This is a genomic window from Dyella mobilis (assembly GCF_016904945.1).
Lineage (GTDB): Bacteria > Pseudomonadota > Gammaproteobacteria > Xanthomonadales > Rhodanobacteraceae > Dyella_B > Dyella_B mobilis.
In genome coordinates this window covers 163,860-188,325 of the sequence record NZ_JADIKF010000039.1, presented here as the reverse complement: position 1 = coordinate 188,325, position 24,466 = coordinate 163,860, and the positions used below count along the sequence as shown (strand labels likewise).

Here is a 24,466-nt window from a genome sequence, read left to right as displayed (position 1 = left end):
AGCACACCGCCGGAACGTCAGTACCAGGCCACCCTAGCCACCGTGCGGCCGATCGCCTTCTCCACCCGCTTGCACAGCTTGGGCGTGCCGTTGACCAGCACCGCCTCGTCCGCTTGCTTGAGCATGGCCACGTCGAGCATGGAATCGCCGTAGGCAGTCCGCCAACGCTTGATGCCATGGGCCGCCAGGCTTTGCACCTTGCGGCGTCCTACGTTGTGCATTTTTACGCGCATGCCGAACCAGCCAGGCTTGAGCTGGGAGCCGATCACGCCCACCTCGGGCAGTCCCAGCTGCGACAGCAGGCGCGCTGCCAGCCGTTGTTCGCATCCGGTCACCACGAATACCTGGTCGCCTTCCGCCAGATGCTTGCGCAAGGCCTGCAGGCCGTCCCGATAGAACTGACGCGGGCGGCGCACCAGCTGATCGGCAAAGGCTTCGACTGCCTGCTCGTAGCGCTTCTGCCCCACGCCGAACAACGCCACGTGCACCAGGGTGCGGGCCGCCCACCAGCGCGAAACGAGCAGGCACGGCAGCCACCAAGGCAGGGTCAGGAGCACCAGCACCTTGCGCCACAGCGAATGCCGGTAGCGATGGCGCATGAACGTAGCGAACGAATCGCCGCAAAACAGCACGCCGTCAAAATCGAAAAGCACGATGCGCGACGCGCTCTCGTCAACGCCGGTTTCAGCCGGCGCGGTGGTCATGTCCCCTGACGTCATGATCAACGCGCGTCGAACAGCCGCTTCAATTCCGCACCAGGATCGGGGGCACGCATGAAAGCCTCGCCAACCAGGAAGGCATGGATGCCGGCCTCGCGCAGGCGCGTGACGTCCTCGGGGGTGTGGATGCCCGATTCGGCCACCAGGATGCGGTCGTAATCCATCAGGTCCTGCAGTTCGAGCGAGGTATCCAGCGATGTGTGGAAGGTGCGCAGATTGCGATTGTTGACGCCGATCAGCGGCACCGGCACGGCCTGCGCGCGCTCCAGTTCCTCGGCGTCGTGCACTTCGCACAGCACGTCCAGGTCCAGGTCGGCCGCCAGCAGCGACAGCTCCAGCAGATCCGCATCACCCAACGCGGCCACGATCAGCAGGATGCAGTCTGCGCCGATCGCGCGCGCCTCATAGACCTGGTAAGGGTCGATGATGAAATCCTTGCGCAGCACCGGCAGCGAACACGCCGCACGCGCCTGCTGCAGGAAATCCTCGCTGCCCTGGAAAAAATCCTTGTCAGTAAGCACCGAAAGACAGGCGGCCCCGCCGGCCTCGTAGCTGCGCGCGATGGCAGCCGGATCGAACTCGGCGCGGATCACGCCTTTGCTCGGACTGGCCTTTTTCACCTCAGCGATCACCGCCGGCAAGCCTTCGGCGATCTTCGCTTCGACGGCGGCGGCGAAACCGCGCGTGTCGGGCAGGTCCTTGACGCGCGCTGAGAGCTCTTTCAGCGGCAGCTTGGCGCTGCGCTCGGCGAGCTCTTCGGCCTTACGGGCAAGGATGCGTTGAAGGATGTCGGTCATGTGCTTGCGATCGGCATGAGAACGGAAACGGAGGGCGAGGCTCAGCGGCCGCCAGTATCGGCGAGTCGCTGGGTGGTTGCCACGAATGCGTCCATTTTGGCACGAGCCGCGCCGCTGGCGATGGTCGCCCGCGCCAGTTCGATGCCGCTGCCGATCGAATTGACCAGGCCGCAGGTGTAGAGCGCGGCGCCGGCATTCAGGCAGACGATGTCGTGCGGCACGCCATGGCGATCTTCCAGCGCGTCAAGCAGCATCGCCTTCGATTCCGCCACGTTCTCCACCCGCAGGTTGCGGCTGGATGCCATGGCCAGGCCGAAGTCCTCCGGCTCGATTTCGTACTCGTGAACCTCGCCATTGCGCAGCTCGCCGACCAGGGTGGAGGCGCCGAGCGAAATCTCGTCCATGCCATCCCGCCCCCACACCACCATGGCTTGTTTCGCACCCAGGGCCTGCAGCACGCGGACCTGGATACCGACCAGGTCCGGGTGAAAAACCCCCATCAGGATGTTCGGGGCGCCGGCCGGATTGGTCAGCGGCCCCAGGATGTTGAACAGGGTGCGTACGCCCATTTCCTTGCGCACGGGCGCTACCACTTTCATCGCCGGATGATGGTTCGGCGCATACATGAAACCGATGCCGGTCTCGAGCATGCACTCGGTGACCTGGGCCGGCGACAGCTCGATCCTCGCTCCCAGCGCCTCCAGCACGTCGGCACTGCCGGACTTGGACGACACGCTGCGCCCGCCGTGCTTGGCAATGCAGGCACCGGCCGCCGCCGCGACGAACATGGAAGCGGTGGAGATGTTGAAGCTCGAGGCGCCGTCCCCGCCGGTGCCGACGATATCGAGAAAATGAGGGTGCGGCGGCGCATCGACCTTGGCCGACAGCTCGCGCATCACGCGTGCCGCGCCGGTGATCTCGCCGACGGTTTCCTTCTTCACGCGCAACCCGGTGATGATCGCCGCGGTCATCAGCGGGCTGACTTCGCCGGCCATGATCTGGCGCATCAGCGCGATCATTTCATCGTGAAATATCTCGCGATGCTCGATCGTGCGCTGTAGCGCTTCTTGCGGCGTGATGGTGATGGCGCGCCCGGTCATGCCGCGAGCTTTTGCAGCGGCTGTCCGAGAAAGTTACGCAGCAGGTCGTGGCCGTGCTGGGTAAGGATCGACTCGGGGTGGAACTGCACGCCTTCCACGGCCAGCGTCTTGTGGCGCAGACCCATGATCTCGTCGATGGAGCCGTCGGGATTTTCCGTCCAGGCGGTCACTTCCAGGCAATCGGGCAACGAGGATTGCTCCACCACCAGCGAGTGATAGCGCGTGGCCTCGAACGGATCGGGCAAGCCGGCGAATACACCCTTGTTGAGATGGCGCACCGGCGAGGTCTTGCCGTGCATGATCTGCTTGGCGCGAATCACCTTGCCGCCAAAGGCCTGGCCGATGGCCTGGTGGCCGAGGCAGACGCCGAACACGGGAATCTCGCCGCCGAGTTGGCGCAGCACATCCAGCGACACGCCCGCATCGTCCGGCGTACCCGGGCCGGGAGAAATCATGATGTGCGATGGCTTCAGCGCGCGAATGCCGGCGACGTCCAGCGCATCGTTGCGCACCACCCTCACCTCTTGTCCCAGCTCGCCCAGGTACTGCACGAGGTTGAAGGTGAAGCTGTCGTAATTGTCGATCATCAACAACATGGCGGAGAAAATCCTGTGGAGGGCTTTCGGCTGGGCGCCCGGGGGATCGCCCATCGCGTTATGCCGCGGTGCGGCATGGCGTCCATTGTGCGCGATAGGCTTTGCCGCCGTCATCCCGTGGGCATAGGACAACTGCTCCAAACGCCGGACGGCCAAAGCTTACGAAACGGAGCCGAAAATGCCGTTACATCCACATAAATCCATAAAAATCAAATGGATGAAATTTAAGGACGAGCCAGTACGCTCCGCGTATAGCTTTCCACCACCAGACTGAAGGGCTGATTGTCCGCGGTGTAAAGAACCGCACGGTGCTGCAAAACGTGATCCGGCACGGCCAGCGGATCACGACCTGCCGGAGGCAACGGAGCGCCCGCATCCCAGCCCTGCGGCAAGGGCGACCACAGCAGCTCTGCCGAAAGTGTCTGGCGGCGGAAGTGCAGAGGTTGCACGACTTTGCCGAATGGCACGTCGGAATGGTCCAACTGCTGGTTCATGGCCGTCGTCAAACGCGCAGGCACGTACCAGTTATCCGCATCGGACAGCACGACATTGCCGCAGCTCAGTGCCACGCGGCGATAACGCACGGGCTCGTCCGGCCCGATTCCCAGCAAGGTGCGCGCACCGGCCGGCAAGGGCTTGTCCGCGCCATGCACGCGATGCGCGACGACGTGCGCATCGGCGGCCAGGTGATGCGCGCTGCACCAGCTCTCCAGGGTCAGCGTTGCGCTCGGATGACTCAGCAGATCCGCATTCAACGTTTGCAACTCGGCCAACGCCTGGGTGCGGCTGAGCACCGTATCGGGCCAGGGCTGCGCGGCGTTCTGTGCCGCTGCAGTAAACGTGCAGGCGAGCAGTGACAGGACCAGGGCGTAGCGGACGGGAAATATTCGCTTCATGGCAAGTCGTTCCAGGTCAGGAGCCCGATGCGGGCTTTGGCGATGTATGAGTGCCGGCGCTGGCGGCAGCAGCCCCTGCCTGCCGACGCCCGATTGCTTGCATCACTTGCTGCAGCTGTCCTGGATGCCTGGCCTTGTACGCATCGTAGTACGCCGCACTGCTGGCCAAATTGAGGTGCCCGAAGTCGTTGGCTACATAAAGGGCAACGCCGTCCAGAGAAGTGCGGCAGCGGTCGGCATCGCATGGCACGTCGTAGAGGGTGATCAATCCGACCTGCGGGTATTTCTTGGCGATCGAGGCCAGGATCTGCACGGTGCCTCGATGGGCGGCAGCGGCTTCGCTGCTTGGGTAAGTGCAATCGCGCTTGCCCAACGATAGCCATTGATGGTTGTACAACTGGCAGTTCACCAGATCCTTGGGCTCGCCAGGGATGTCGTCAAAAAGGACCACGTGTTTGCCGGCACGCAACAGCGTGGAGATCGTGTCATCCAGATCGTCCAGAAAGGCCCCCTGCGCAAAACCGAAATCATTGACGGCAGGGGCCGCCGGCGCATTGGCATAAATCTCCCAGACGGCCGAGAGAAAGACCGTATCGACGCTCTTGTCCGACAGCAGATAGTTGAAAACCGCCTGGTTGTGTGCGGCGCACTTGCCTTGCGAAGCCTTCAGCGAAGGGTCCCCCACCTTGGGTACCCGGGCAACGGGAGCGCAGTCCGGCATGGCCACGTCGTGAATGGAAAGGCGATATTCCTTGCCCAGGCCATCCATGAAATTGATCAGGTGATAAGCGTGGGAATCGCCCCAGATCGCCGCATTCACAGGCAGAGAGACATCGCCGAGGCTGCACTTGGCCGCGTCGGTGAGTTGCACCTGGGCCCAGCATTGGCGTCCGCGCGGGTTTTGCCAGGTGCTTTGCCTGGCACTGGTGTAAATACGCTGGAACGCAGCCGGATACAGCCGCGCAAACTGGTCCGTGCGCTGGCCGATGACGAATAGCACCAACGTGCAGAGAATGGGGGTGGCGACATAAGTAAGAACGACGCGAAACTTGGCCATCCGCGCATAGCGCAAAGGGGTTTCCACGTAGCGATAAGACAAATAGCCGATGCCGATGGAAAGCACGATGGCTACCAGCTTCCATACCGTCGTATCGACACCGAAGCGCTGAAAAGCAAACAGCACCGGCCAATGCCAGAGATACAGGCTGTAGGAAATCCGGCCGATGAAGAGCGTCGCTGGATTGCCCAGCAGCACGCTAGCCAGGCGCGAGGTGCTTCCAAAACCCACGACCAGACCGGCACCTACGCAAGGGAACAGCGCCATCCATCCCGGATAGGGCGTGCTGGAACTCAACAGCATGCCCGAAGCCACCGTTATGGCCAGTCCTGCCGCCACAGCGGTATCGGCCAGCGCATGCCCCGTTTTCCTCTCGTCGCGAAAAGACAGAAGCACGCCAGTGATAAATTCAAAACCGCGATAAGGCGTTAGAAAATAGGCCCCCTGCGTCGCATGCGAGGCCGCCCACTGCGAGGCACCCAAGGAAACGATTGCAAGAAATGCGAAGGCGGCGATACGGCGCCCGCTGGACCAACGCCAGCTCAACACCAGCAGCGCAGGCAATACGAGGTAAAACTGCTCTTCGACCGACAACGACCAGATGTGCAGCAAGGGCTGATCGCTGGTCTGCGACGCGAAATAGTCGGTCTTGTGCGCCAGATAGATATTTGCCGACAGCAAGCTGGCGTAGCCGATGGTTTTCAGCGTACGCATGGCGTCGTCGGGCATCAGGTAAAGCAATGCGAAGACGAACACGCAACCCATCGTCAGGTACAGCGCCGGCGCCAGGCGCTTGGCTCTGGCGGTGTAAAAACCGATGAACGAGAAATGGCCTTCGGTCAGCCCGCGCTGGATCGCCCGCGATACCACGAAGCCGGAGATCACGAAGAACACGTCGACGCCGATGAAGCCTCCCTTGAACACGGAGAATCCGGCGTGAAAGAAAATGACCAGCAGCACCGCCACGGCGCGCAGGCCATCGACGTCCTTGCGGTAATACGGCGCCCCCCCCCGCACTTTGTCTAACATTCAGCCCCTCACTACGTGAAATCTTCTGAAGCCGATCGATCCGGCTCCAGGCATGACGTGGACAACCCGGCCAGTGCGACGCGCGGCGCGTCGATCAGAGCCCCTTCGCAGCCTGCGCGACCGCCCGGAACAACGCGCGGCCCTTGTTCATGGTCTCTTCCCACTCGGAAGCGGGGTCGGAGTCGTAGACGATGCCGGCGCCGGCCTGCACGTGCAGGCGTCCGCCCTGGATGACCGCCGTGCGAATGGCGATGGCAGTGTCCGCATCGCCCCACCAGCCGATCCAGCCGATCGCACCGGCGTAGATGTTGCGCTTGAAGGGCTCCAGCTCCTGGATGATTTCCAGCGCCCGGATTTTCGGCGCGCCGCTGACGGTGCCCGCCGGGAAAGTAGCTTTGAGCACATCCACGTAACTCAAGCCGGGCATGGCATCGCCCTGCACTTGCGAAACGATGTGCATGACGTGCGAGTAGCGCTCGATCACGAAGGATTCGCTGACTTCGACGCTGCCCGTCTCGCTGATGCGGCCGATATCGTTGCGCCCCAGGTCGATCAGCATCACGTGCTCGGCACGTTCCTTGGGGTCGGCCAGCAGGTCGGCTTCGAGAGCCCGGTCTTCTTCCTCGGTGGCGCCGCGCTTGCGCGTGCCGGCGATCGGACGCACGACCACCTTGCCGTCCTTCAGGCGCGCCAGGATTTCCGGCGAGGAACCGACGATCTGCGTATCGCCCAGGTCCACGAAATACATGTAAGGCGAGGGATTCATCGCGCGCAACGCGCGGTATACGTCGACCGGCCGCGCGTTGAAACCCACGCTGAGGCGTTGCGAGGGCACCACCTGGAAGACGTCGCCGGCGCGGATGTATTCCTTCGCGCGCCGTACCACCGCCTCGAATTCTTCGCGCGTGAACGACGACTTGAAATCGCTCTCGTCCAGCGCGGTCGATTGCGTGAGCTGCGGGTACGAAGCGCCGCCCTGGCGCAGGCGATGCGTCAGCGCGTCGAGCCGGCGCTGCGCATGCGCATAGGCCTGCGGCTGCGCGGGATCGGCATGCACGATCAGGTAAAGCCTTCCCTTGAGGTTGTCGAACACCGCCACTTCTTCGGCAAGCATCAACAGGACATCGGGCGTGCCCAGCTCGTCGGTGCGATCCCACCGGGCCAGGCGCGGCTCGATGTAGCCGATGGTTTCGAATCCGAAATAGCCGACCAGCCCGCCGCTGAAAGCAGGGAGCTGCGGCAGACGTGGCACGTCGTACTGCTTGCGCAGGTTTTCGATTTCGGCGAGCGGATCTTGCAGCTGACGGCGCTCGACCACTTCGCCGGCATCTTCCACTTCAAGCTCGTGGCCGCGCAGGCGGTACACGCGCTTGGCCGGCAGGCCGATGATCGAATAGCGACCCCAGGTGGCGCCGCCTTCCACCGATTCGAACAGGAAGGTGTAAGGGCCGTCAGCCAGCTTCAGGTAGACCGATAGCGGCGTATCCAGATCGGAGAACACTTCGCGCACCAGCGGGATGCGGGTGTGTCCTTGCGCTGCCAGCGCCTCGAAGTCATCGCGAGAGATCACGTAGGGGTTCCGGTGGCCGACGGGGAACGCCCATTGTAGGGGATTGTGCCTACCCGGCTAGCCGCTGCCGCGGCATGCCCTGCAGACTCAGACTGAAGGCGACGCCGCTGCCGTCCTCGAGATTGCGGGCAGAGGCCACGCCACCATGGCGCTCAGCCACCAGGCGCACCACGTACAAACCCAATCCCAGATGCGGGGCGTCACCCGGCGTGGCCTTGTCGCGCAGGCTGACCAGCGAATCGAACAGGCGCCCCTGCATCGCGGCGGGCAACGGCGGTCCCTGGTTGGCCAGTTCGATCTCGGCGCCGCCATCCGACGGCCGTAGCGTCAGCCGCAACCAGCCGTCGGCCGGGGTGAACGACAAGGCGTTGTCGAACAGCTTGTCCAGCGCCTGCGCGATCAATTCCGGTGCGCCATGCAGATGCAGCGCCTGTTCGGGCAGCACGCAATCCAGGCGGCGTGCGCCAGCCAGCGGCCGGTACGCATCGGCACAACCGCGCACCACCTCGACCAGGTCGACGTCTTCCGGTTCCGCAGCGGCAATGGCCCGCTCCATCCGGCTCGCCTCGCTCATCGCACGCACCAGGGTACCCAGGCGCGCCACGCCATCGCGGGCACGTGCCAGATAGGGCTGCGCTTCGGCGGAGAGTTCGGCGTGCTCGAGATTGTCCAGCGACGACTTGACGATCGCCAATGGCGTGTTGAGCTCGTGCGACAACTTCGACGCCAGCGTGCGCAGATAATCCGTATAGCCGCCAACGGCCTCGAACAGCTTCTGGAAGCTGCGCGCCAGGTCGCCGATTTCATCGTTCGCTTCGGCCATCGGGAAATGGCCCTGGATCATTTGGCCGTCCAGACGTCCATCATTCACCTGGGCGCGCTCGACCGCATCGCGCAGCCGGCCCAGGCGAAGGCTCAGGCGCGTGGCGAAGAACAGCAAAATGGCGCCAGCCACCAGCAACACGCCGAAACTGGTCATCAGCAGGCTGAAGAAGGCACGATTGGCCAACAACGGCACCGCCCGGCTCGCCTGTTCCAGCAACAGCACGCCGACGACAGTGCGATCACGCTCCACCGGCACGGCAGTGGCCAGCACGACGCTGTCGCGCTCCTCGCCCTGCCGCCACACGGTGTTGGGTTGGCCGTTGCGCGCGCTTTGTATTTCCGGCAAATCCAGGCGCGGCACGTCGGAGGTCCACAGCTCGGCATCCTCCAGCGGGTTGGCCAGCAGCGAGCGGTAAATGACCGAAGAGAACCAGCCCGGCTGCGGACCTGTGGTGGTGAGATGGCCGCTTTGCGCCAACAACCAACCCGTCGGCGTCACCAGGCGCGCACGCGTATCGTCGGGCGCCATGCGCGACAGCTCCTGCGCGAGGTCCCCGGAATAACGCCACAGCGGGCGCATCTCGGTGGCGAGCGGATCGCCGCCGTCGACAGCCGTGTAGATGCCCACGCCCAACGCACTGAGCCCGAGTCCACGCGGCAGACGCAACTCGGCGCGATAGCCGCTGCCATCTTCCTGCCACTGGCCAACGATCCGGTCGGGGAGATCACCCGCCGCCGGATCCAGCGTCAGCGCCGTAAAGGCACCGGGTGCCGCACTAGCAAGCAAGTAGCGCCGATGCTGCGTGCCTTGCACCAGATCCAGGATCAAATGATCGGAAGCCAGCGCATTGGGATCGCCGGCATCGGCGCGCGTACGCCGGGCTGCCCGCACGTCGACGTAGATATAGAAACCGTTGTCATCCTCGGCCAGCAGCAATTTGCCGTTCTTGCCGATCGCCTGGCTCCAGGGCGTCATCGGCGCCCAGTCGTCGCCGTAGCCATCGATGGTGATGGGGTTCACCGCCTGCTGCACATACCAGCCGCTGCCCGGCTGGGGCAGCGGCACGTCGGTGACGGCGAGGCTGCGCGCCACCGCCGTCGCCGTCGCCGTCAGCGCTTGCTCCTGCCCCTGACGCAAGAGGGTTTCCATCTGGCGCACGTACAGCCAGCCAGCCACCGGCAAGGCGAGCGTGCATAGCGCTACCAGCAGCAGTTTTTGGCGCAGGCTCATGCTTCAAGTCTTCCCGTTGCGCGCAAGCTAGTGCGGCTTGCCAGTCGCACCAGCTGCGGGAACATCTTTCGAGTAGCGGGATTGTTCCACTACGTGCTTGAAGGCATCCAATAAAGACTGGCGTAGCGGATCGGAGGCGCCAACGGTCATGGACCAGCTGAAACGCACGCCGGCAGTCTTTCCGGGATCGCAAAACACGACGACATCGTCGAGGTGATCGCTACCGGAATACATCACCCCGAGGCATGGCTGATGGCCGTTCCGCAGCGGAAACGGACTCACCTTGCCGGCGGGGTCGGCCTGCAAATAGTGTTTTTGGTCATCCTGCAATTCGGCGTCCAGGGAATCCAGTTTGGACGGCCATACGTTGAGTACCATCACGCGATCGGGCTTGCCGGTCCATTCGCCCTGATACAGCACGTAGTTCACGCCGATGGCGCGAGCGTAAGTGCAGCAATCCTTGGTCCAGCCCGGCGGCGCGATCGTGTCGATGCTCCATGCCGGCGCTGCGCCGTCGGCCGGCCCCTGCGCTCGCACTGTCGTGTCCGGCTGTGCAGCCATGGCGACGCCAGTGCTAAGCGCCAGCGCGGCAAACATCCAGCGCAACGACATCACGGACGCCACCTGTATCCCACGCCGTGCACCGTTTCGATCGCATCGAACTCCGGCGCCACCGCAATGAATTTCTTGCGGATGCGCTTGATGTGCGACGTGATGGTGGCGTCATCCACCACCAGTTCGGCTTCACGCATCAGCTGGTCGCGATTCTTCACGTGCCCCGGGAAACGCACGAGCGTGTGCACCATCCAGAATTCGGTGACGGTGAGCGGCACCTCCACGTCGTTCCAGGTGATGCGCATGCGCTCGGATTCGAGCTTGAGCGGGCCATGCCCGATCACCGTCTCGCTGGACGCCGGCGCCTTCAGCGATTCGATGCGACGAAACAGCGCGGCAATGCGCGCGGCCAGCTGGTGCAGGCTGGTGTCTTTGCTGAGGTAATCGTCGGCGCCCAGGCGCAGGCCGGAGATCACGTCGAAATCCGAATCGCGCGCCGTCAGGAAAATGATCGGCAAGGTCGCCGATCTTGCGCGCAACTCGCGGCAAAGATCGAACCCCCCTTCCGGCTCGTCGCCCAGCCCGATATCGATGATGACCAGCTCCGGCAAGCGGGCCGCGAAAGCGCTGGAGGCTTCCTGGCGCGAGCCGTAGCCGCGCGTGTCGTAGCCGAAGCGGTTCAGCGCCTCAACGTAGTTGGCGCGGATCAACGGTTCGTCTTCGACGATGGCGATGCTGCGTCCCACGGGGACTCCTTGCGAGGATGATGCCGCGCAGGTTGCTATGGGCCTTGCGCCAGCGCAAGCCGCGCGCGTCGTTTGCCCGCGTTCTGCCAGAATCCATCGGCCGATCGCCCTTGCGGCGCCGGGGTCGGCGCCTCGGCGGGGTGTTTGATAGCCCCTAATCCAAAGCGAGTTTCCCCATGCGTGCCGACCCTTCCATCGATCCCAATGCCGAATTGCGCGGTTTCGAACCGCTGCGCGTGGTGCTGGCCCTGGGCTCCGTATTGCTTGCCCTGCTGCTGAGCCTTTAATCGGCGTGCCGGCGACGTGAATTTGCCGTGGAGGCATCAGGCGCGACCGGTTCGCAGGGACGCCAGCCGGTCGCGCAGCGAGCCAGGCATCCACTCGCGAATTCGCCCACAAACCGCACTACCAAGCCATTTTCCCGGTCATTCCTGTCCCGGCGTTCCTCCCCTCCTCATTCAGGAGGGGATTTTTTTCAGTTTTTTGAAATTATTTGCGCTCGGACGGGAACCATCCGGGGAAAGCCCATGTCCGATTACTTGGCAGGCGCTTCATCCATGCCGTGGAACTCGCCAAACTGATACGACGGCCGAGCCTCCCGTCCTTCAGCCAGGCGCAGTAAGCCCCTGTCGATGGTGTCTCCTCTAGCGTCTTTCCGACGCCCCTCCTGCCCGGCACGGATTTCCCCCTGTGCCGGGTTTTTCTTTGGCGATCAAGCGATCGCGGCGCGCATCTTGCGGATCACTGCCTGGTAGTCGGGCGCACCGAAAATGGCCGAACCGGCCACGAAGGTATCGGCCCCGGCCGCGGCAATCTCGCCGATGTTGTCGGCGGTCACGCCGCCATCCACTTCGAGCCGGACCGGCCTGCCGCTCTCGTCGATGCGGCGACGCACCTCGCGCAGCTTGTGCAGCGCTTCGGGAATGAATTTCTGCCCGCCGAAACCGGGGTTCACCGACATGATCAGCACCAGGTCGAGCTTGTCGAGCACGTGGTCGAGCCAATTCAACGGCGTGGCCGGATTGAAGACCAGGCCGGCTTCGCAGCCGGAATCCTTGATCAGGCCAATGGTGCGATCGACGTGTTCGGTGGCTTCCGGATGGAAGCTGATGCGGGTGGCGCCAGCCTTGGCGAAGTCCGGCACGATGCGATCCACCGGCTTCACCATCAGGTGCACGTCGATGGGTGCCGTGATGCCGTAGTCGCGCAGCGCCTTGAGCACCATCGGACCCATGGTGAGGTTGGGCACGTAATGGTTGTCCATCACGTCGTAGTGCACCCAATCGCCTCCGGCAGCCAGTACCTTGGCGGTGTCCTCCCCCAACCGCGCGAAGTCGGCGGAAAGAATGGAAGGGGCGATGACGGCAGATTGCTTGCTCATGGGTGACCTATAAAACGGTAAGGCAGAAGAATGGCGGAGCGCTGATATCTCGGCGCGAAGGCCGACATTTTACAGGGACCGGCGCGCCTGGCCCTACTTGAAACCGCGCTCCGCCTTGATTCGCTCGTAAGCGGCATTGATCTCGCTGGCCCGGGCCTCGGCCCGCTTGCGCATGTCTTCGGGCAGGTCGCCCAGGCGATCGGGGTGGTGTTCGGAAATCAGCTTGCGGTAGGCGCGCTTGATGGCGCGATCATCCGCGTCACGGGGAATGCCGAGCACCGCATAAGGATCGGGCCCCTGCGTATTGCGCTGCGGAGGTACATAGCCGCCGCCGTAGCCGCCATAACCGCTCCGTCCAGCCGCTCCCTGCCACACATAGCCCTTCATCGCCATCAGTGCCATCAATTCCATGTCGCTGATGCGCAAGGCAAAGGCCAGCTGGCGCAGGATGGCCATCTTCTCTGGCGGCGGATTGCCTTCGGCCAGCACCGTCTCGATGACCACGTCGAGCACCGGAAAGGCGTGATCGCGACGCAGACCCACCCATTGGCGCAGCTCATTGATTGGCCGGGTGACGTCGAACTCCGGTTGCTTGCCTTCGTTGAAACTCCTGATCGCTTGCTGGCGCGCATCGGCATCCAGCCCCATGCGCGTCATCACGCGCTCGACGATCGCGATTTCCGCCTCGGAGACCCGGCCGTCGGATTTCGCAATCGCCCCCAACAAGGCAAACAGCGGCGAGACATAACCGCCCGCTTCAGGCGTGGCGCTGCGGCGCTGGCTGAAACGCAAATTGTCGAGCACGAAACCGACAATCGCACCGACTCCCGCGCCTACCAGCCCATGGCCCAGCAGCAGGCCCGCCATGGCGAACCAGAAGGTATAGACGTAGCTCATGGTTGCGCAGCAGCCTGTGGTTGCGGGGTTTGTGCGCTATACCAACGCACCAGCTGATCCAGGTCGGCGTCGCTGACCGGGCCAATGGCCGCGCGCATGAGTGGGACATTGCGACTGCCGTCGCGGTAGTCCTTCAATGCTTTGCGTAGGTAATCCGCCCGTTGACCGGCCAGATTTGGCGCACCCGGAATTTGCGCCATGCCCTTTTCGCCATGGCACGCTGCACACAAGCCCAGTCGCACCGGCTTGGGCGGCATATCGGCGGCAAACGCTGGCAAGGCACAGATCAGACCGAGTGCCGCGATCAATGGGGTACGCATCGGCAACGCAAGGATATAAAGGCAGCGATTCTAGCAGCGTGTAGGGGTGTTCTGATCCATTCCGCCTGGGTCTATGCCGCCCGGGCCGCTACAATAGCCAGCTCGTCGATCTATCGGAGCGCACCGTGCCCACCACCCTGCTGCAATCGAACCTGCCCGGCCTCGAGCTGATCCATCGCGGCAAGGTGCGCGACGTCCACGCCCTGTCCGGCAATCGCTTGCTGATCGTCGCCACCGACCGCCTGTCCGCCTTCGACGTGGTGCTGCCGGACCCGATTCCCGGCAAGGGCGAAATGCTTACCCAGATTTCCAATTTCTGGTTCGGCAAGACCGCTCACATCATGCCCAACCATTTGCTGCATACGCCGCTGGACGAAGTGCTGCCGCAAGGAGTCGACCTGGCGCTGTACGGCAAACGCGCCGTGGTCACCAAGCGACTGAAGCCGGTACCGGTGGAAGCCATCGCACGCGGCTACCTGATCGGCTCCGGTTGGAAGGATTACCAGGCCACCGGCTCGCTCTGCGGCATCAAGCTGCCGACGGGGCTGCGCCAGGCCGAGCAATTGCCGGAACCCATCTTCACGCCGTCCACCAAGGCCGCCGTAGGCGATCACGACGAGAACGTCAGCTTCGATGCCGTGGTGACGGCGGTGGGAAAGGATCTGGCCGAGCAGGTGCGCGATGCCACGCTGGCCATCTACAAGTGGGCCGCGGCGTACGCCGCCGAGCGCGGCATCATCATTGCCGACACCAAGTTCGAATTCGGCACCGATGAAGACGGCAAGCTATACGTGATGGACGAAATGCTCACGCCCGATTCCTCGCGCTTCTGGCCGGCCGATCAATACCGGGTCGGTATCAGCCCGCCCAGCTACGACAAGCAGTTCGTGCGCGACTACCTGGAAACGCTCGACTGGAACAAGAAGGCTCCCGGCCCGAATGTCCCGACCAGCGTGATTGCCGGGACGGCGGCGAAATACGCGGAGGCGCTGCAGCGTCTGGCCGGCATCACCCTGGACTGAACCACCGTGAATTCCTGGCTGACCCTGGGCCTCGCCATCGTTGCCGAGGTCATCGCCACCAGCGCGCTGAAGGCCTCGAACGGCTTCAGCAATCTGGTGCCCAGCATCGTGGTGATCGTCGGCTATGGCGTGGCCTTTTTCTGCCTCAGCATGACGCTGCGCCAAATGCCGCTGGGCGTTGCCTACGCCGTGTGGTCGGGCGCTGGAACCGCCCTCGTGGCTTTGATCGGCGTGGTGCTCTACCAGCAAAAGCTGGATCTGCCTGCCATCGCCGGCATCGGCCTGATTGTCGCCGGCGTACTGGTGCTCAACTTGCTGTCCAAGAGCAGCGCGCACTGATGGCGCCGGGACTGGACGTTCGCAGCATGGGCGATTGGTTCGACAGCTACGGTCGAGATCACCAACATCCCACCAATCGGCTGTTGCACTGGTTCTGTGTGCCACCCATCGTTTGGAGCGCCCTCGCGATGATGTGGACGATCCCGGTACCGCAAGCCTGGTTTCGCCCGGGTTCGTGGGCGGTGCTGGCGATCGTGCTGGCTTTCACCTGGTATTGGAAACATTCGCACCGGCTGGCGGCGGCGCTATTGATCGTGTTCGCGCTGTTTGCCGCCAGTTGCGCCTGGATCGCCCAGCAATGGGGAATGGCGTGGCTGTTGCGGGCCGGCGTTGCCGTATTCGTCGTTGCGTGGATCGGCCAGTTCATCGGGCAGCTGATCGAAGGACGCCGCCCGAGCTTTCTTACCGACCTTGCCTACCTCTTGATCGGCCCGGCCTGGTTGATGGATAAACTGCTTCGTCGCCTCGGCTTCAGGGAAAACACGTGACCAATCTGCTCGCCTTGCTCAGCAGCGCCATTTGGTGGGTACTCGGCAGCAGCGTGGGCGCCGTGCTGCCCAGCCTGATCGCCTGGGTCGTGCTGCGCTGGAGCGAGGGAACCGCCGTGGTTTTCAATCGCACCTATCTGGCCTGCCTGATCTGGAGCCTGTTCGTACTGCTGCTCGGTGGCGCCATAGCCATCCATCTGGGTGTGCAGCACGCGCCGCTTGGCATGCTGCTCAACAACGACGCCTTCCGCATCAGCCAGGCGCTTTCAATGGTCGTGGGCGTGCTGGCACTGTGGCGCCTGATTCCGCGCACCGACGCACGGCGCATTCGCTTTGGCAGTGCGTGCATGGCGATGGCCGTGATCATGGTGGTCGGCTTCGGCGTCGCCACGACACTCGCCAGCACCTGATCCCGCGATCGGCGTCACCCCGAAACTCCGGGATGACGCCGTTGCATCGCTGCGCTTAGCCGATTACCCGCTTCACGGCGTCCACGACGTGGGCGACGGTGAATCCGAAGTTCTCGAACAGCACCGGTGCCGGCGCGGAGGCGCCAAAGGTGGTCATGCCGACCACTTCACCGTCCAGGCCGACATACTTGCCCCAGAAGTCCGCGCTGGCCGCTTCCACCGCAACACGCGCACGGCACCAGCCCGGCAGGATCGCTTCACGGTATTCCTGCGGCTGCGCGTCGAACTCTTCCGTGCAAGGCATCGACACCACGCGCACCGGCACGTTCTGCTGGGCCAGCGTACGGGCCGCTTCCATCGCCAGCTCCACTTCCGAGCCGGTGGCGATCAGGATGGCCTTGAACTTGGTGTCCGCCGGATCGGAAAGCACGTATGCGCCGCGCGTGATATCGGCCACCTGTTGCGGCGTGCGCTGTTGGTGCTTGAGCGTCTGGCGCGAGAAAATCAGGCACGAGGGCTTGCCCTTGCGCTCGATCGCCACCTTCCAGGACACGGCTGACTCCACCGCATCGCAAGGACGCCACACGCGATTGTTCGGAATCAGGCGCAACGAACCGACGTGCTCGATCGGCTGATGGGTGGGGCCGTCCTCGCCCAGGCCGATCGAGTCATGCGTGTAGACGTGCACGACGTGCGCGGGAATCAGGCAGCTCATGCGCACCGCATTGCGTGCGTAATCGGAGAACACCAGGAAGGTGCCGTCGTAAGGCAGGAAGCCGCCGTGCAGCGCCATGCCGTTGGCGATCGCGCTCATGCCGAATTCGCGCACGCCGTAATGCACGTAATTGCCGTCCTGGCCGGTGATGTTCTTGCTGCCCTTCCACATGGTGAGGTTGGAACCGGCCAGGTCGGCCGAACCGCCGACCATTTCCGGCAGCAGCGGACCGAAGGCGTCGAGCGCCATCTGCGAGGCCTTGCGCGAGGCCACATCCGGACCTTCCGCCTGCATCTTTTCGACGTAAGCCTGCGATTTGCTGGCCCAGTCCTTGGGCAATTCGCCGACGATGCGGCGACGGAATTCGGCAGCGAGCTCCGGATAGGCCGCTTCGTATTTGGCGAAGGCATCGTTCCACGCCTGCTCGCGCTCGGCGCCCTTCTTCTTCGCATCCCAACCGGCGTAGATCTCGGCGGGAATCTCGAACGGAGGGGAACGCCAGTCGAGCACGTCGCGCGCGGCGGCGACTTCGTCCTTGCCCAGCGGCGCGCCGTGCGATTCTTCCTTGCCCTCCTTGTGGGGAGCGCCGAAACCGATGATGGTCTTGCAGATCACCAGGGTCGGCTTTTCGCTCTGCGAGGTCGCCTGGGCCAGCGCCTTCTTTACCGCTTCGGCATCGTGGCCATCGACCACGCCGATCACGTTCCAGCCATAGGCTTCGAAACGCTTGGCGGTGTCGTCGGTGAACCAGCCTTCCACTTCGCCGTCGATCGAGATGTTGTTGTCGTCGTAGATCGCAACCAGCTTGCCCAGCTTCCAGGTACCTGCCAACGAGGCGGCTTCGTGCGAGATGCCTTCCATCAGGCAACCGTCACCCACGAACACGAAGGTGTGGTGATCGACGATCTCGTGATCGGGGCGGTTGAAATGCTGGGCCAGCACCTTCTCGGCAAGCGCAAAGCCCACCGAATTGGCCAGGCCCTGCCCCAGCGGGCCGGTGGTCGTTTCCACACCGGCGGTATCGGCCGCCTCCGGGTGCCCCGGCGTCTTCGAGTGCCACTGGCGGAAGCGCTTGAGTTCGGACATCGGCAGGTCGAACCCGGTCAGATGCAGCAGTGCGTACTGGAGCATCGAGCCGTGGCCGTTGGAGAGCACGAAACGGTCGCGATTGGGCCACTTCGGGTTGCCGGGATTGAAATTCAGGAAGTCGTTCCACAGCACTTCGGCTATGTCGGCCATGCCCATGGGCATGCCGGGATGGCCGGAGTTGGCGGCTTGCACGGCGTCCATGGCAAGGGCACGGACGGCGTTGGCGAGTTCGCGGCGCGTGGTCATCGAAAGAAATCTCCGGGAATGAAAGCGTAAAGCGCTCATTGTCCCCGATCAGGTCCGTTCTGTCGCCCACGACTCCCAATCTGCATAGGAAATTTCTTTCGGACGAGCCCTTGACCTTAACGACGACTTAATATTGTACCGACTGGTATTGAAACCCTTCAGCGGCTTCCCCATCTAATGGTTCGGCACCGTCAGCGAACGGATGCCCAGCCCGGCATCACCTCTCCCCAAGGCGCCGGAGCCTGGATACCAAAAGTTAAATAAGGAATTCCCCATGAAAAAGACGCTGTTTGCTGCTGCTCTCGCCACCCTCAGCCTTGCCGCCGTGCCTGCCGCGTTCGCGCAGAGCGCCCCCACCCAGACCGCCCAGCAGGGCTGGTACGTGGGTGCCGAAGCCGGTTACGGCCTGGTCAACCAGGGTGCCTACGACAACAAGGGCAACTACATCGGTGGCGTGAAGGGCGGCTACCGCTTTGCCATCAATCCGGAAACCTCGGTGGGTGTGGAAGCCGGTTACCAGTACCTGGGCTTCGTCAACGCGAAGAACGGTTTTGGCAATGACTCCTCGCTGCGCGGCCGTTTCCATGCGCCGACCCTGGGCGCGAACCTGCGCTGGAACTTCAACCCCGACTGGTACGCTGAAGTTCGTGCCGGTGCTTTCTATGCACAGGGCGTGGGCCTGACCAACAACGCTTATGCGTTCAACACCCCGACCGAGCGTTTCAATCAAGTGCGTCCTTACGCCGGCGTGGGCGTGGGCTACAACGTCAACCAGCACTTCAGCGTCGGCGTGAACTACAACTACTACGACGCCACCAGCAAGGGCGGCAACCAGGGTGTGCAATTGCAGACCAATGCCGTGACGGTCGCGGGCGAATACCGCTTCTGATCGCTCGTTGCTCGAAGCAAAAAAGAAAGGGCGCCGATGGCGCCCTTTCTTCTATCCGAACCGGAAATATTCGAACAGGAAAGGCGATCAGCCCTTCCACTGGCCCAGCGCGGCAAGGCCATTGTCCTTGGCGCGAGCGGCCACGGTCTTCTGGGCCTCGGCGTAGTTGGCCTTCATGTCCTTCGACCACAGCTTCAATGCAGCCTGCTGCATGGCGCGACCGTAAGAGAAGGAAAGCGGCCACGGATGCGGGCCCATGCGATTCATCGCATTGAGGTGCGCGGTGGACTGCTCGTCGGTCTGGCCGCCGGACAGGAACACGATGCCCGGCAGGGTGGCCGGCACGGTGGTCTTCAGCACGCGGACGGTCGCTTCGGCCACTTCCTCGACGCTGGCCTGGTCTTCTGCATCCTTGCCCGGAATGACCATGCTGACCTTCAGGATGGTGCCTTCCAGCAGCACATTCTGCTCGTACAGCGCGTTGAACAGGCTGCGCAGCACGGCTTCGTGCACTTCGTAGCTGACTTCGATGCTGTGGTCGCCGTCCATGATCACTTCCGGCTCGACCATCGGCACCAGGCCGGCTTCCTGGCACAGGGCAGCGTAGCGGGCCAGCGCATGGCAGTTGGCTTCGATGGCGGTGGAGCTGGGATTGTCTTCGCTGATATTGATGACGGCGCGCCACTTGGCGAACTGGGCGCCAAGCTTGACGTATTCAGCCAGGCGCTCGCGCAGGCCGTCGAGGCCTTCGGTGACCACGTCGCCCGGGAAACCGGCCAGCGGCACGGGACCCTTGTCCACCTTGATGCCCGGGATGATGCCGTTCTTCTTCATCACCTGGGTGAAGGGCACGCCGTCCTTGGTCGACTGGCGGATGGTTTCGTCGTACAGGATCGCGCCGGAGATGTGATCGGAGAGGCTCGGCGCGGTGAGCAGCAGCTCACGGTAGGCGCGGCGGTTTTCTTCGGTGTTTTCAATCCCGACCGCCTCGAAGCGCTTCTTGATGGTGTTGGTCGATTCATCGATGGCGATGATGCCCTTGCCGGGCGCGACCATCGCCAGGGCGATGCTCTCGAGATCTTCAATGCTCATTGGACGACTCCGTGAAACTTTGGCGGCTCGCGGCCGCAAGGGAGGGACGCCACCCGTGCGGGCGGTCAGGTAGAAAAGGCGCGATTATAGCCCTAACCGGCCGGGACGGTGCCCGAGGCCGGCGGAACGCCTCGGCGGAGCCTGCTTAGCCCTGCCCGTAGCCCGGGAGTTTGCAGGGGGCCATCAAGGCGGCCTGCTGGGCTTTGTCGTCCGGTCCGTTGAAGGGAACGATGTAGTACGTGGCGACCGGGTTTTCGCTCTTGTTGGTCAGCGACGGGCCATAGCGGAACTGGGAAACCGCACTGATGGCCGCCTTGCCGAGATCGCTAGGGGGATTCATCTTGGCGACCTTGAGATTCATCGGCTTGCCGTCTTCTCCGATTTCGTAGGCCACTGCCACGCAACCGGGCTTGTCGATGTTCACACCGCTATTGGGCACATCGACCGAGAGACCTTGCTGGCGGTTGTTGATCAGAATCCAGTCGTGGTCGAGCTGCTCCGGGGCAACCTTGCGCATTTCCTGAGCGACCGCAGGCATGCCGGCGGCCAGGACAGCGGCCACTACCAAAGATTGGCCGAAAAGAGTCAAAGCGCGCATGACATACCTCCGCTGTATCGATTCGAGTTGGGGACGCGCTCTAGTCTAGGGCCTGTTAGCACTATTTTCGTGGCCCGCGCTGGGAATTGTTTGCGCGTCAGCCAAGCACTACCACCTGACGGCCGCTCAACGACAACGCGGGCTACGAAAATAGTGCTAACAGGCCCTAGCGAACCCGTAGCGCATCGGCACTACGGGGCGCCCGCCCTCTTTACAGATCGCGCAGGCTCTCGACCATGCCGTCCGCACCGACGGAAAGCAGTCTCAGGGTATTGGTACCGCCACCGCGGCCGATGTGGTCGCCATGCGTGACCACCACGCGATCGCCCTCCGACAGCTTGCCTGCCGCAAACAATTGGCGCACCGCCTCGCGAGCCGAAACCGAGGTGTTCAAGGTGTCGTGGGTGAACTTCACCGGCTGCACATCGCGAAATACCAGCATTCGGCGACGCGCATCGTCGAAGGGCGACAAGGCATAAATCGGCACGGCGCTCCGGTAGCGGGAAAGCCACTGCGCGGTGGCGCCCGATTCGGTCAAGGCCACAATGGCGCGCACGCCGACCTCACTGGCCAGCAGCATGGCCGCGAGCGCGATCGCCTGATCGGTGCGGTCGAGGCGATGCCCGGCAGTTGTGGTCAGGTCTTCCTTGGGCTCGAACTGGCGCTCGGCACCAAGACAGATGCGGCGCAATGCTGCGACCGCCTTGTCCGGATGCGCACCTGCGGCGGACTCTTCGGACAGCATCACCGCATCCGTGCCGTCGATCACCGCATTGGCCACGTCGAGCACCTCGGCGCGGGTAGGAATCGGCGAGCGCACCATCGACTGCAACATCTGCGTGGCAGTGATGACGGCACGGTTACGCTGCACCGCCTCGCGGATGATTTTCTTTTGCAGGCCCGGCAGCTCGGCGTCGCCGATTTCCACGCCCAGGTCGCCGCGCGCCACCATCACCACGTCGGAGGCGTCGATGATTTCGCCCAATACGGGAATGGCGTCGGCGCGCTCGATCTTGGCCACCAGCGATGCCTTGCCACCGGCCTCGTGCAACAGGCGGCGCGCCTGCTCCATATCCGCACCGGAGCGCACGAAGGACACGGCCAGGAAATCCGCACCGATTTCGGCGGCCAGTTTGATATCCGCCTTGTCCTTCTCCGACAGGGCGGACACGGACAAACCGCCGCCCTGGCGATTCAAACCCTTGCGATCGGAAAGACGACCGCCGATCACCACCCGGCAACGCACTTCCGTACCGACGACCTCTTCGACTTTCATGGCCACCAGGCCATCGTCCAGCAGAAGCACGTCATCGGCCTTCACGTCGCCGGGCAGCCCCAGATAGCTCACACCCACGCGGGTTGCGTCGCCCGCGGGAGCGTCGACGCGGCAATCGAGCACGAACGGATCCCCTTCGCGCAATTCGACCGGACCATTGGCGAAACGCTCCACGCGGATCTTCGGCCCCTGCAAATCCGCAAGGACACCCACTTCGCGCCCTACCTTCTCCGCCGCCTTGCGCACTGCTGCGGCTCTGGCGCGATGATCGTCGGATTGCCCATGAGAGAGATTGAGGCGAACGACGTCTACGCCTTCGGTGATGATCTTTTCGAGCATGCCCGGCGCGTCGGTGGCTGGGCCCAGGGTTGCAACGATCTTGGTGCGGCGGGAATGAGTGTCGGTAGTCATCGTTTCAATATTCGGATTCGTCCTCAGAGACTAACAGAACTACACTCGCATCCTGCAAGGCCAAGCGCGTGCATTCGAATGCATGACGTGACGCATTGCCGCAAAAGTCCGAAAGGAGAAATGGATGGATAGACGTAAATGGGGCTCAACGCTCGCGCTGGCGTCCAGCATGCTGATCTTGCGCAGCGCTCCGGCCGCTGCTGCCGCATCAGATACGCAAGCGCACGTTCCCATCCCCACGAGCGCTTTCATCCGTCACCCGGATTTTGACAAAGTCACCCTTTCGCCGGATGGCCGCTACTTCGCTGCCCTGATGCCGCAACCGGACAATCCCTACGGCAACCTGATCGCCATCATCGATGCCAAGACAAGCAAGGTATCGCACCTGCTGAGCTCCGGCCCTTCCATGCTGATTGCCGATTACTTCTGGGCCAGCGACAGCCGCATCGTGGCGACCGTGGCGATTCAGCGCGGCGGTTTCGACACGCCCATGCCCACCGGCGAACTGTTCGCCATCAACATCGATGGCAGCGATCGGGCCGACCTGTTCGGCTACCGCGCAGGCGGCATGCAGACCGGCACCCTGATTCACCTGGCACAAAAGCGCGATGCCTTTGCCACCCCGATCAGCCGCCGTCCCGTCGGCGAGAACAAGATTCTCATCGCCGCCAACGATTTCACCAACGAGCGGGAGGGAAGCTACACGTCCGCTGAAGTGCTGGACGTGCGCAATGGCCTCACGATCAGTCAAGGCACCTCGCCCGTTCGCAACGCCAAGCTGCTGGCCGACCACGCGGGACGGGTGCGGGTGGCCTATGCGGACAATCATTACGACGGCGACGAGGTCTGGCTGCGCGCCACGCCGAGCGATGCCTGGACCGTGCTCAACGACCCGGACAAATCGGGAATCGAGTTCGTTCCCATCGGCTTCAACCGCGACAACAGCCAGCTTTATGTGCGCATGGCGCACGGTGATCGCCCGGATGCGATCGAACGGCTCGATCTTGCCAGCCACACCTTCACCATGGTCTACCAGGGCCCATTCGCCGACCCAGGCGAGCTGCTGTCCACCGCCGACGGCCTGGACTACTACGCCGTGATTACCCAGGACGGCGAGAAGAAGCTTTTTTATATCGACGAAAACAGTGTCGAGACCAGACTGAGCAAGGCGCTGGCCGCGAACTTCCCCGGCCAGCTGGCTTATTTCTCCAGCTTCACGCGCGACGGCAAGCATGCCTTGGTGCGCGTCGTCAGCGACCGCAACCCGGGCGACTATTACCTGTTCGACCTCGATACGCACCAAGCAGCGCATCTTTTCAATGCGATGCCCTGGATCGATCCGCGCCAGATGCGCCCCATGCAGGCGATCTCGTTGACCACCCGCGACGGGTTGCTGCTGCATGGTTTCCTCACCTTGCCGGCGGGCAAGGAACCCTTTGCGCTGATCGTGCTGCCGCACGGCGGGCCGCACGGCATCTCCGACCAATGGGGGTTCGACGGAGAAGTCCAGTTGTTCGCCAATCGCGGCTATGCCGTGCTGCAAGTGAACTATCGCGGCTCCGGCGGCTATGGCGTGAACTTCATCGCACGCGGTTTCCGGCAATGGGGCCTGAGCATGCAGGACGATCTCACCGATGCAACCAAGTGGGCGATCCGCCAGGGCTATGCCGACGCGCAACGCATCTGCATCTACGGCGCCAGCTATGGCGGCTACGCCGCACTGGAAGGCGCCGTACGCGAACCCGATCTCTACAAATGCGCCATCGGCTACGACGGAGTCTACGACTTGCGCGTGCAGCTGGCCCATAGCGACACCGAGCAAACGGATCGCGGCGACGCCTACCTCAAGCTCGCCCTGGGCTCCGATCCGGGCGACCTGCTACGTCGCTCGCCCTTGAGTGGCGTCGGCCGCATCAAGGCGGACATCCTGCTGATCCATGGCGGAGAAGACCAGCGCGCGCCTGTACAGAACTTCGAGGAACTTGCCAAGGCGCTCAAGCAAAATGGCAAGCACGTCCAGACGCTGCTCGAGCCCAACGAAGGACACGGTTTCTTCCTGCCCGAACATCGGCAGGAAGCTTACGCAAAGATCGTCGATTTCCTCGACAGCCACATCGGCACCGATGGGCCTGCCTCCATCAAACAGGCGCGAACCAGCAGCCCCTGATCGGC

General features: G+C 63.3%; 23 protein-coding genes. 6 read left to right on the top strand and 17 right to left on the bottom strand.

Annotated elements, in window-relative coordinates:
* Positions 1 to 17: 17 nt before the first annotated feature.
* The 13 genes from ISS99_RS11655 to ISS99_RS11595 all read right to left on the bottom strand — a co-directional run bounded on the left by ISS99_RS11655 (position 18) and on the right by ISS99_RS11595 (position 13,719).
* Positions 18 to 719 carry an HAD family hydrolase gene (locus tag ISS99_RS11655; RefSeq protein ID WP_204631795.1) on the bottom strand — a complete coding sequence of 234 codons (702 nt, stop codon included), beginning with the start codon at positions 717 to 719 and terminating at the stop codon, positions 18 to 20.
* Positions 720 to 721: 2 nt separating this feature from the next.
* On the bottom strand, positions 722 to 1,516 hold the full coding sequence (gene trpC / locus ISS99_RS11650) for an indole-3-glycerol phosphate synthase TrpC (protein WP_204631794.1): 795 nt from the start codon (positions 1,514 to 1,516) through the stop codon (positions 722 to 724).
* A 41-nt stretch (positions 1,517 to 1,557) separates the two neighbouring features.
* Positions 1,558 to 2,616, bottom strand: a complete 1,059-nt coding sequence (trpD, locus tag ISS99_RS11645; RefSeq protein WP_204631793.1) for an anthranilate phosphoribosyltransferase — start codon at positions 2,614 to 2,616, stop codon at positions 1,558 to 1,560.
* A complete protein-coding gene (locus ISS99_RS11640) occupies positions 2,613 to 3,212 on the bottom strand; it encodes an anthranilate synthase component II (protein WP_204631792.1) in 600 nt (199 codons plus the stop codon). Before ISS99_RS11640 ends, trpD begins: the two co-directional genes overlap by 4 nt.
* A 224-nt stretch (positions 3,213 to 3,436) precedes the next feature.
* Positions 3,437 to 4,108 carry a DUF4148 domain-containing protein gene (locus ISS99_RS11635; RefSeq protein ID WP_204631791.1) on the bottom strand — a complete coding sequence of 224 codons (672 nt, stop codon included), beginning with the start codon at positions 4,106 to 4,108 and terminating at the stop codon, positions 3,437 to 3,439.
* 16 nt (positions 4,109 to 4,124) lie between these two features.
* Entirely contained in the window at positions 4,125 to 6,194 is a 2,070-nt protein-coding gene (locus tag ISS99_RS11630) for an acyltransferase family protein (protein WP_204631790.1), read from the bottom strand.
* Positions 6,195 to 6,288: 94 nt separating this feature from the next.
* Positions 6,289 to 7,764, bottom strand: coding sequence for an anthranilate synthase component I (gene trpE, locus ISS99_RS11625; RefSeq protein WP_204631789.1), 1,476 nt, complete (start codon positions 7,762 to 7,764; stop codon positions 6,289 to 6,291).
* 49 nt (positions 7,765 to 7,813) lie between these two features.
* Entirely contained in the window at positions 7,814 to 9,820 is a 2,007-nt protein-coding gene (locus tag ISS99_RS11620) for an ATP-binding protein (protein WP_204631788.1), read from the bottom strand.
* 27 nt (positions 9,821 to 9,847) lie between these two features.
* Complete coding sequence (locus ISS99_RS11615) at positions 9,848 to 10,432, bottom strand: hypothetical protein (RefSeq protein ID WP_204632650.1); 585 nt, start codon at positions 10,430 to 10,432, stop codon at positions 9,848 to 9,850.
* Positions 10,432 to 11,121, bottom strand: coding sequence for a proteobacterial dedicated sortase system response regulator (pdsR, locus tag ISS99_RS11610; RefSeq protein ID WP_204631787.1), 690 nt, complete (start codon positions 11,119 to 11,121; stop codon positions 10,432 to 10,434). The genes ISS99_RS11615 and pdsR overlap by 1 nt, the downstream gene beginning before the upstream one ends.
* 712 nt (positions 11,122 to 11,833) lie before the next feature.
* Positions 11,834 to 12,502, bottom strand: a complete 669-nt coding sequence (rpe, locus tag ISS99_RS11605; RefSeq protein WP_204631786.1) for a ribulose-phosphate 3-epimerase — start codon at positions 12,500 to 12,502, stop codon at positions 11,834 to 11,836.
* Between the two features lie 93 nt (positions 12,503 to 12,595).
* Positions 12,596 to 13,399, bottom strand: a complete 804-nt coding sequence (gene djlA, locus ISS99_RS11600; RefSeq protein WP_204631785.1) for a co-chaperone DjlA — start codon at positions 13,397 to 13,399, stop codon at positions 12,596 to 12,598.
* Positions 13,396 to 13,719, bottom strand: coding sequence for a c-type cytochrome (locus tag ISS99_RS11595; protein ID WP_204631784.1), 324 nt, complete (start codon positions 13,717 to 13,719; stop codon positions 13,396 to 13,398). Before ISS99_RS11595 ends, djlA begins: the two co-directional genes overlap by 4 nt.
* 125 nt (positions 13,720 to 13,844) lie before the next feature.
* Here ISS99_RS11595 and ISS99_RS11590 point away from each other — a divergent pair, with 125 nt between their 5' ends.
* Genes ISS99_RS11590 through ISS99_RS11575 form a run of 4 tightly spaced genes read left to right on the top strand, consistent with a single transcriptional unit; the run spans position 13,845 to position 15,978 of the window.
* Positions 13,845 to 14,741: a phosphoribosylaminoimidazolesuccinocarboxamide synthase gene (locus ISS99_RS11590; protein ID WP_204631783.1), complete on the top strand. Its 897-nt coding sequence runs from the start codon at positions 13,845 to 13,847 to the stop codon at positions 14,739 to 14,741.
* A 6-nt stretch (positions 14,742 to 14,747) separates the two neighbouring features.
* Positions 14,748 to 15,080, top strand: a complete 333-nt coding sequence (locus ISS99_RS11585; protein WP_204631782.1) for a DMT family transporter — start codon at positions 14,748 to 14,750, stop codon at positions 15,078 to 15,080.
* Positions 15,080 to 15,568, top strand: coding sequence for an Mpo1 family 2-hydroxy fatty acid dioxygenase (locus ISS99_RS11580; protein WP_239537912.1), 489 nt, complete (start codon positions 15,080 to 15,082; stop codon positions 15,566 to 15,568). The genes ISS99_RS11585 and ISS99_RS11580 overlap by 1 nt, the downstream gene beginning before the upstream one ends.
* A complete protein-coding gene (locus tag ISS99_RS11575) occupies positions 15,565 to 15,978 on the top strand; it encodes a hypothetical protein (RefSeq protein WP_204631781.1) in 414 nt (137 codons plus the stop codon). The genes ISS99_RS11580 and ISS99_RS11575 overlap by 4 nt, the downstream gene beginning before the upstream one ends.
* Before the next feature lie 55 nt (positions 15,979 to 16,033).
* Here the strand turns inward: ISS99_RS11575 and tkt are convergent, their stop codons facing one another.
* Positions 16,034 to 18,028: a transketolase gene (gene tkt, locus ISS99_RS11570; RefSeq protein ID WP_204631780.1), complete on the bottom strand. Its 1,995-nt coding sequence runs from the start codon at positions 18,026 to 18,028 to the stop codon at positions 16,034 to 16,036.
* A gap of 274 nt (positions 18,029 to 18,302) precedes the next feature.
* Here tkt and ISS99_RS11565 point away from each other — a divergent pair, with 274 nt between their 5' ends.
* A complete protein-coding gene (locus tag ISS99_RS11565; protein ID WP_204631779.1) occupies positions 18,303 to 18,917 on the top strand; it encodes an outer membrane protein in 615 nt (204 codons plus the stop codon).
* 87 nt (positions 18,918 to 19,004) lie between these two features.
* Here the strand turns inward: ISS99_RS11565 and ISS99_RS11560 are convergent, their stop codons facing one another.
* From ISS99_RS11560 to pyk, 3 genes are all read right to left on the bottom strand, one after another.
* The gene (locus ISS99_RS11560) at positions 19,005 to 20,009 is read right to left on the bottom strand and encodes a class I fructose-bisphosphate aldolase (RefSeq protein ID WP_204631778.1); all 1,005 of its coding nucleotides are present in this window, start codon (positions 20,007 to 20,009) and stop codon (positions 19,005 to 19,007) included.
* A 145-nt stretch (positions 20,010 to 20,154) separates the two neighbouring features.
* Positions 20,155 to 20,607, bottom strand: a complete 453-nt coding sequence (locus ISS99_RS11555) for an energy transducer TonB (RefSeq protein WP_204631777.1) — start codon at positions 20,605 to 20,607, stop codon at positions 20,155 to 20,157.
* A gap of 211 nt (positions 20,608 to 20,818) precedes the next feature.
* Positions 20,819 to 22,294, bottom strand: coding sequence for a pyruvate kinase (gene pyk / locus ISS99_RS11550; protein ID WP_204631776.1), 1,476 nt, complete (start codon positions 22,292 to 22,294; stop codon positions 20,819 to 20,821).
* A 124-nt stretch (positions 22,295 to 22,418) separates the two neighbouring features.
* Between pyk and ISS99_RS11545 the strand changes: the two genes are divergently transcribed.
* Complete coding sequence (locus tag ISS99_RS11545) at positions 22,419 to 24,461, top strand: alpha/beta hydrolase family protein (protein WP_204631775.1); 2,043 nt, start codon at positions 22,419 to 22,421, stop codon at positions 24,459 to 24,461.
* Positions 24,462 to 24,466 lie beyond the last annotated feature (5 nt).

Coding starts and splice junctions, on each gene's coding strand:
- ISS99_RS11580 (WP_239537912.1), top strand. CDS start 15,080: ATGGCGCCGGGACTGGACGTTCGCAGCATGGGCGATTGGTTCGACAGC.
- ISS99_RS11615 (WP_204632650.1), bottom strand. CDS start 10,432: ATGTCGTTGCGCTGGATGTTTGCCGCGCTGGCGCTTAGCACTGGCGTC.
- trpC (WP_204631794.1), bottom strand. CDS start 1,516: ATGACCGACATCCTTCAACGCATCCTTGCCCGTAAGGCCGAAGAGCTC.
- ISS99_RS11595 (WP_204631784.1), bottom strand. CDS start 13,719: ATGCGTACCCCATTGATCGCGGCACTCGGTCTGATCTGTGCCTTGCCA.
- ISS99_RS11565 (WP_204631779.1), top strand. CDS start 18,303: ATGAAAAAGACGCTGTTTGCTGCTGCTCTCGCCACCCTCAGCCTTGCC.
- djlA (WP_204631785.1), bottom strand. CDS start 13,399: ATGAGCTACGTCTATACCTTCTGGTTCGCCATGGCGGGCCTGCTGCTG.
- tkt (WP_204631780.1), bottom strand. CDS start 18,028: ATGACCACGCGCCGCGAACTCGCCAACGCCGTCCGTGCCCTTGCCATG.
- ISS99_RS11555 (WP_204631777.1), bottom strand. CDS start 20,607: ATGCGCGCTTTGACTCTTTTCGGCCAATCTTTGGTAGTGGCCGCTGTC.
- ISS99_RS11635 (WP_204631791.1), bottom strand. CDS start 4,108: ATGAAGCGAATATTTCCCGTCCGCTACGCCCTGGTCCTGTCACTGCTC.
- ISS99_RS11640 (WP_204631792.1), bottom strand. CDS start 3,212: ATGTTGTTGATGATCGACAATTACGACAGCTTCACCTTCAACCTCGTG.
- trpD (WP_204631793.1), bottom strand. CDS start 2,616: ATGACCGGGCGCGCCATCACCATCACGCCGCAAGAAGCGCTACAGCGC.
- ISS99_RS11630 (WP_204631790.1), bottom strand. CDS start 6,194: ATGTTAGACAAAGTGCGGGGGGGGGCGCCGTATTACCGCAAGGACGTC.
- ISS99_RS11655 (WP_204631795.1), bottom strand. CDS start 719: ATGACGTCAGGGGACATGACCACCGCGCCGGCTGAAACCGGCGTTGAC.
- pyk (WP_204631776.1), bottom strand. CDS start 22,294: ATGACTACCGACACTCATTCCCGCCGCACCAAGATCGTTGCAACCCTG.
- ISS99_RS11560 (WP_204631778.1), bottom strand. CDS start 20,009: ATGAGCATTGAAGATCTCGAGAGCATCGCCCTGGCGATGGTCGCGCCC.
- ISS99_RS11545 (WP_204631775.1), top strand. CDS start 22,419: ATGGATAGACGTAAATGGGGCTCAACGCTCGCGCTGGCGTCCAGCATG.
- rpe (WP_204631786.1), bottom strand. CDS start 12,502: ATGAGCAAGCAATCTGCCGTCATCGCCCCTTCCATTCTTTCCGCCGAC.
- ISS99_RS11620 (WP_204631788.1), bottom strand. CDS start 9,820: ATGAGCCTGCGCCAAAAACTGCTGCTGGTAGCGCTATGCACGCTCGCC.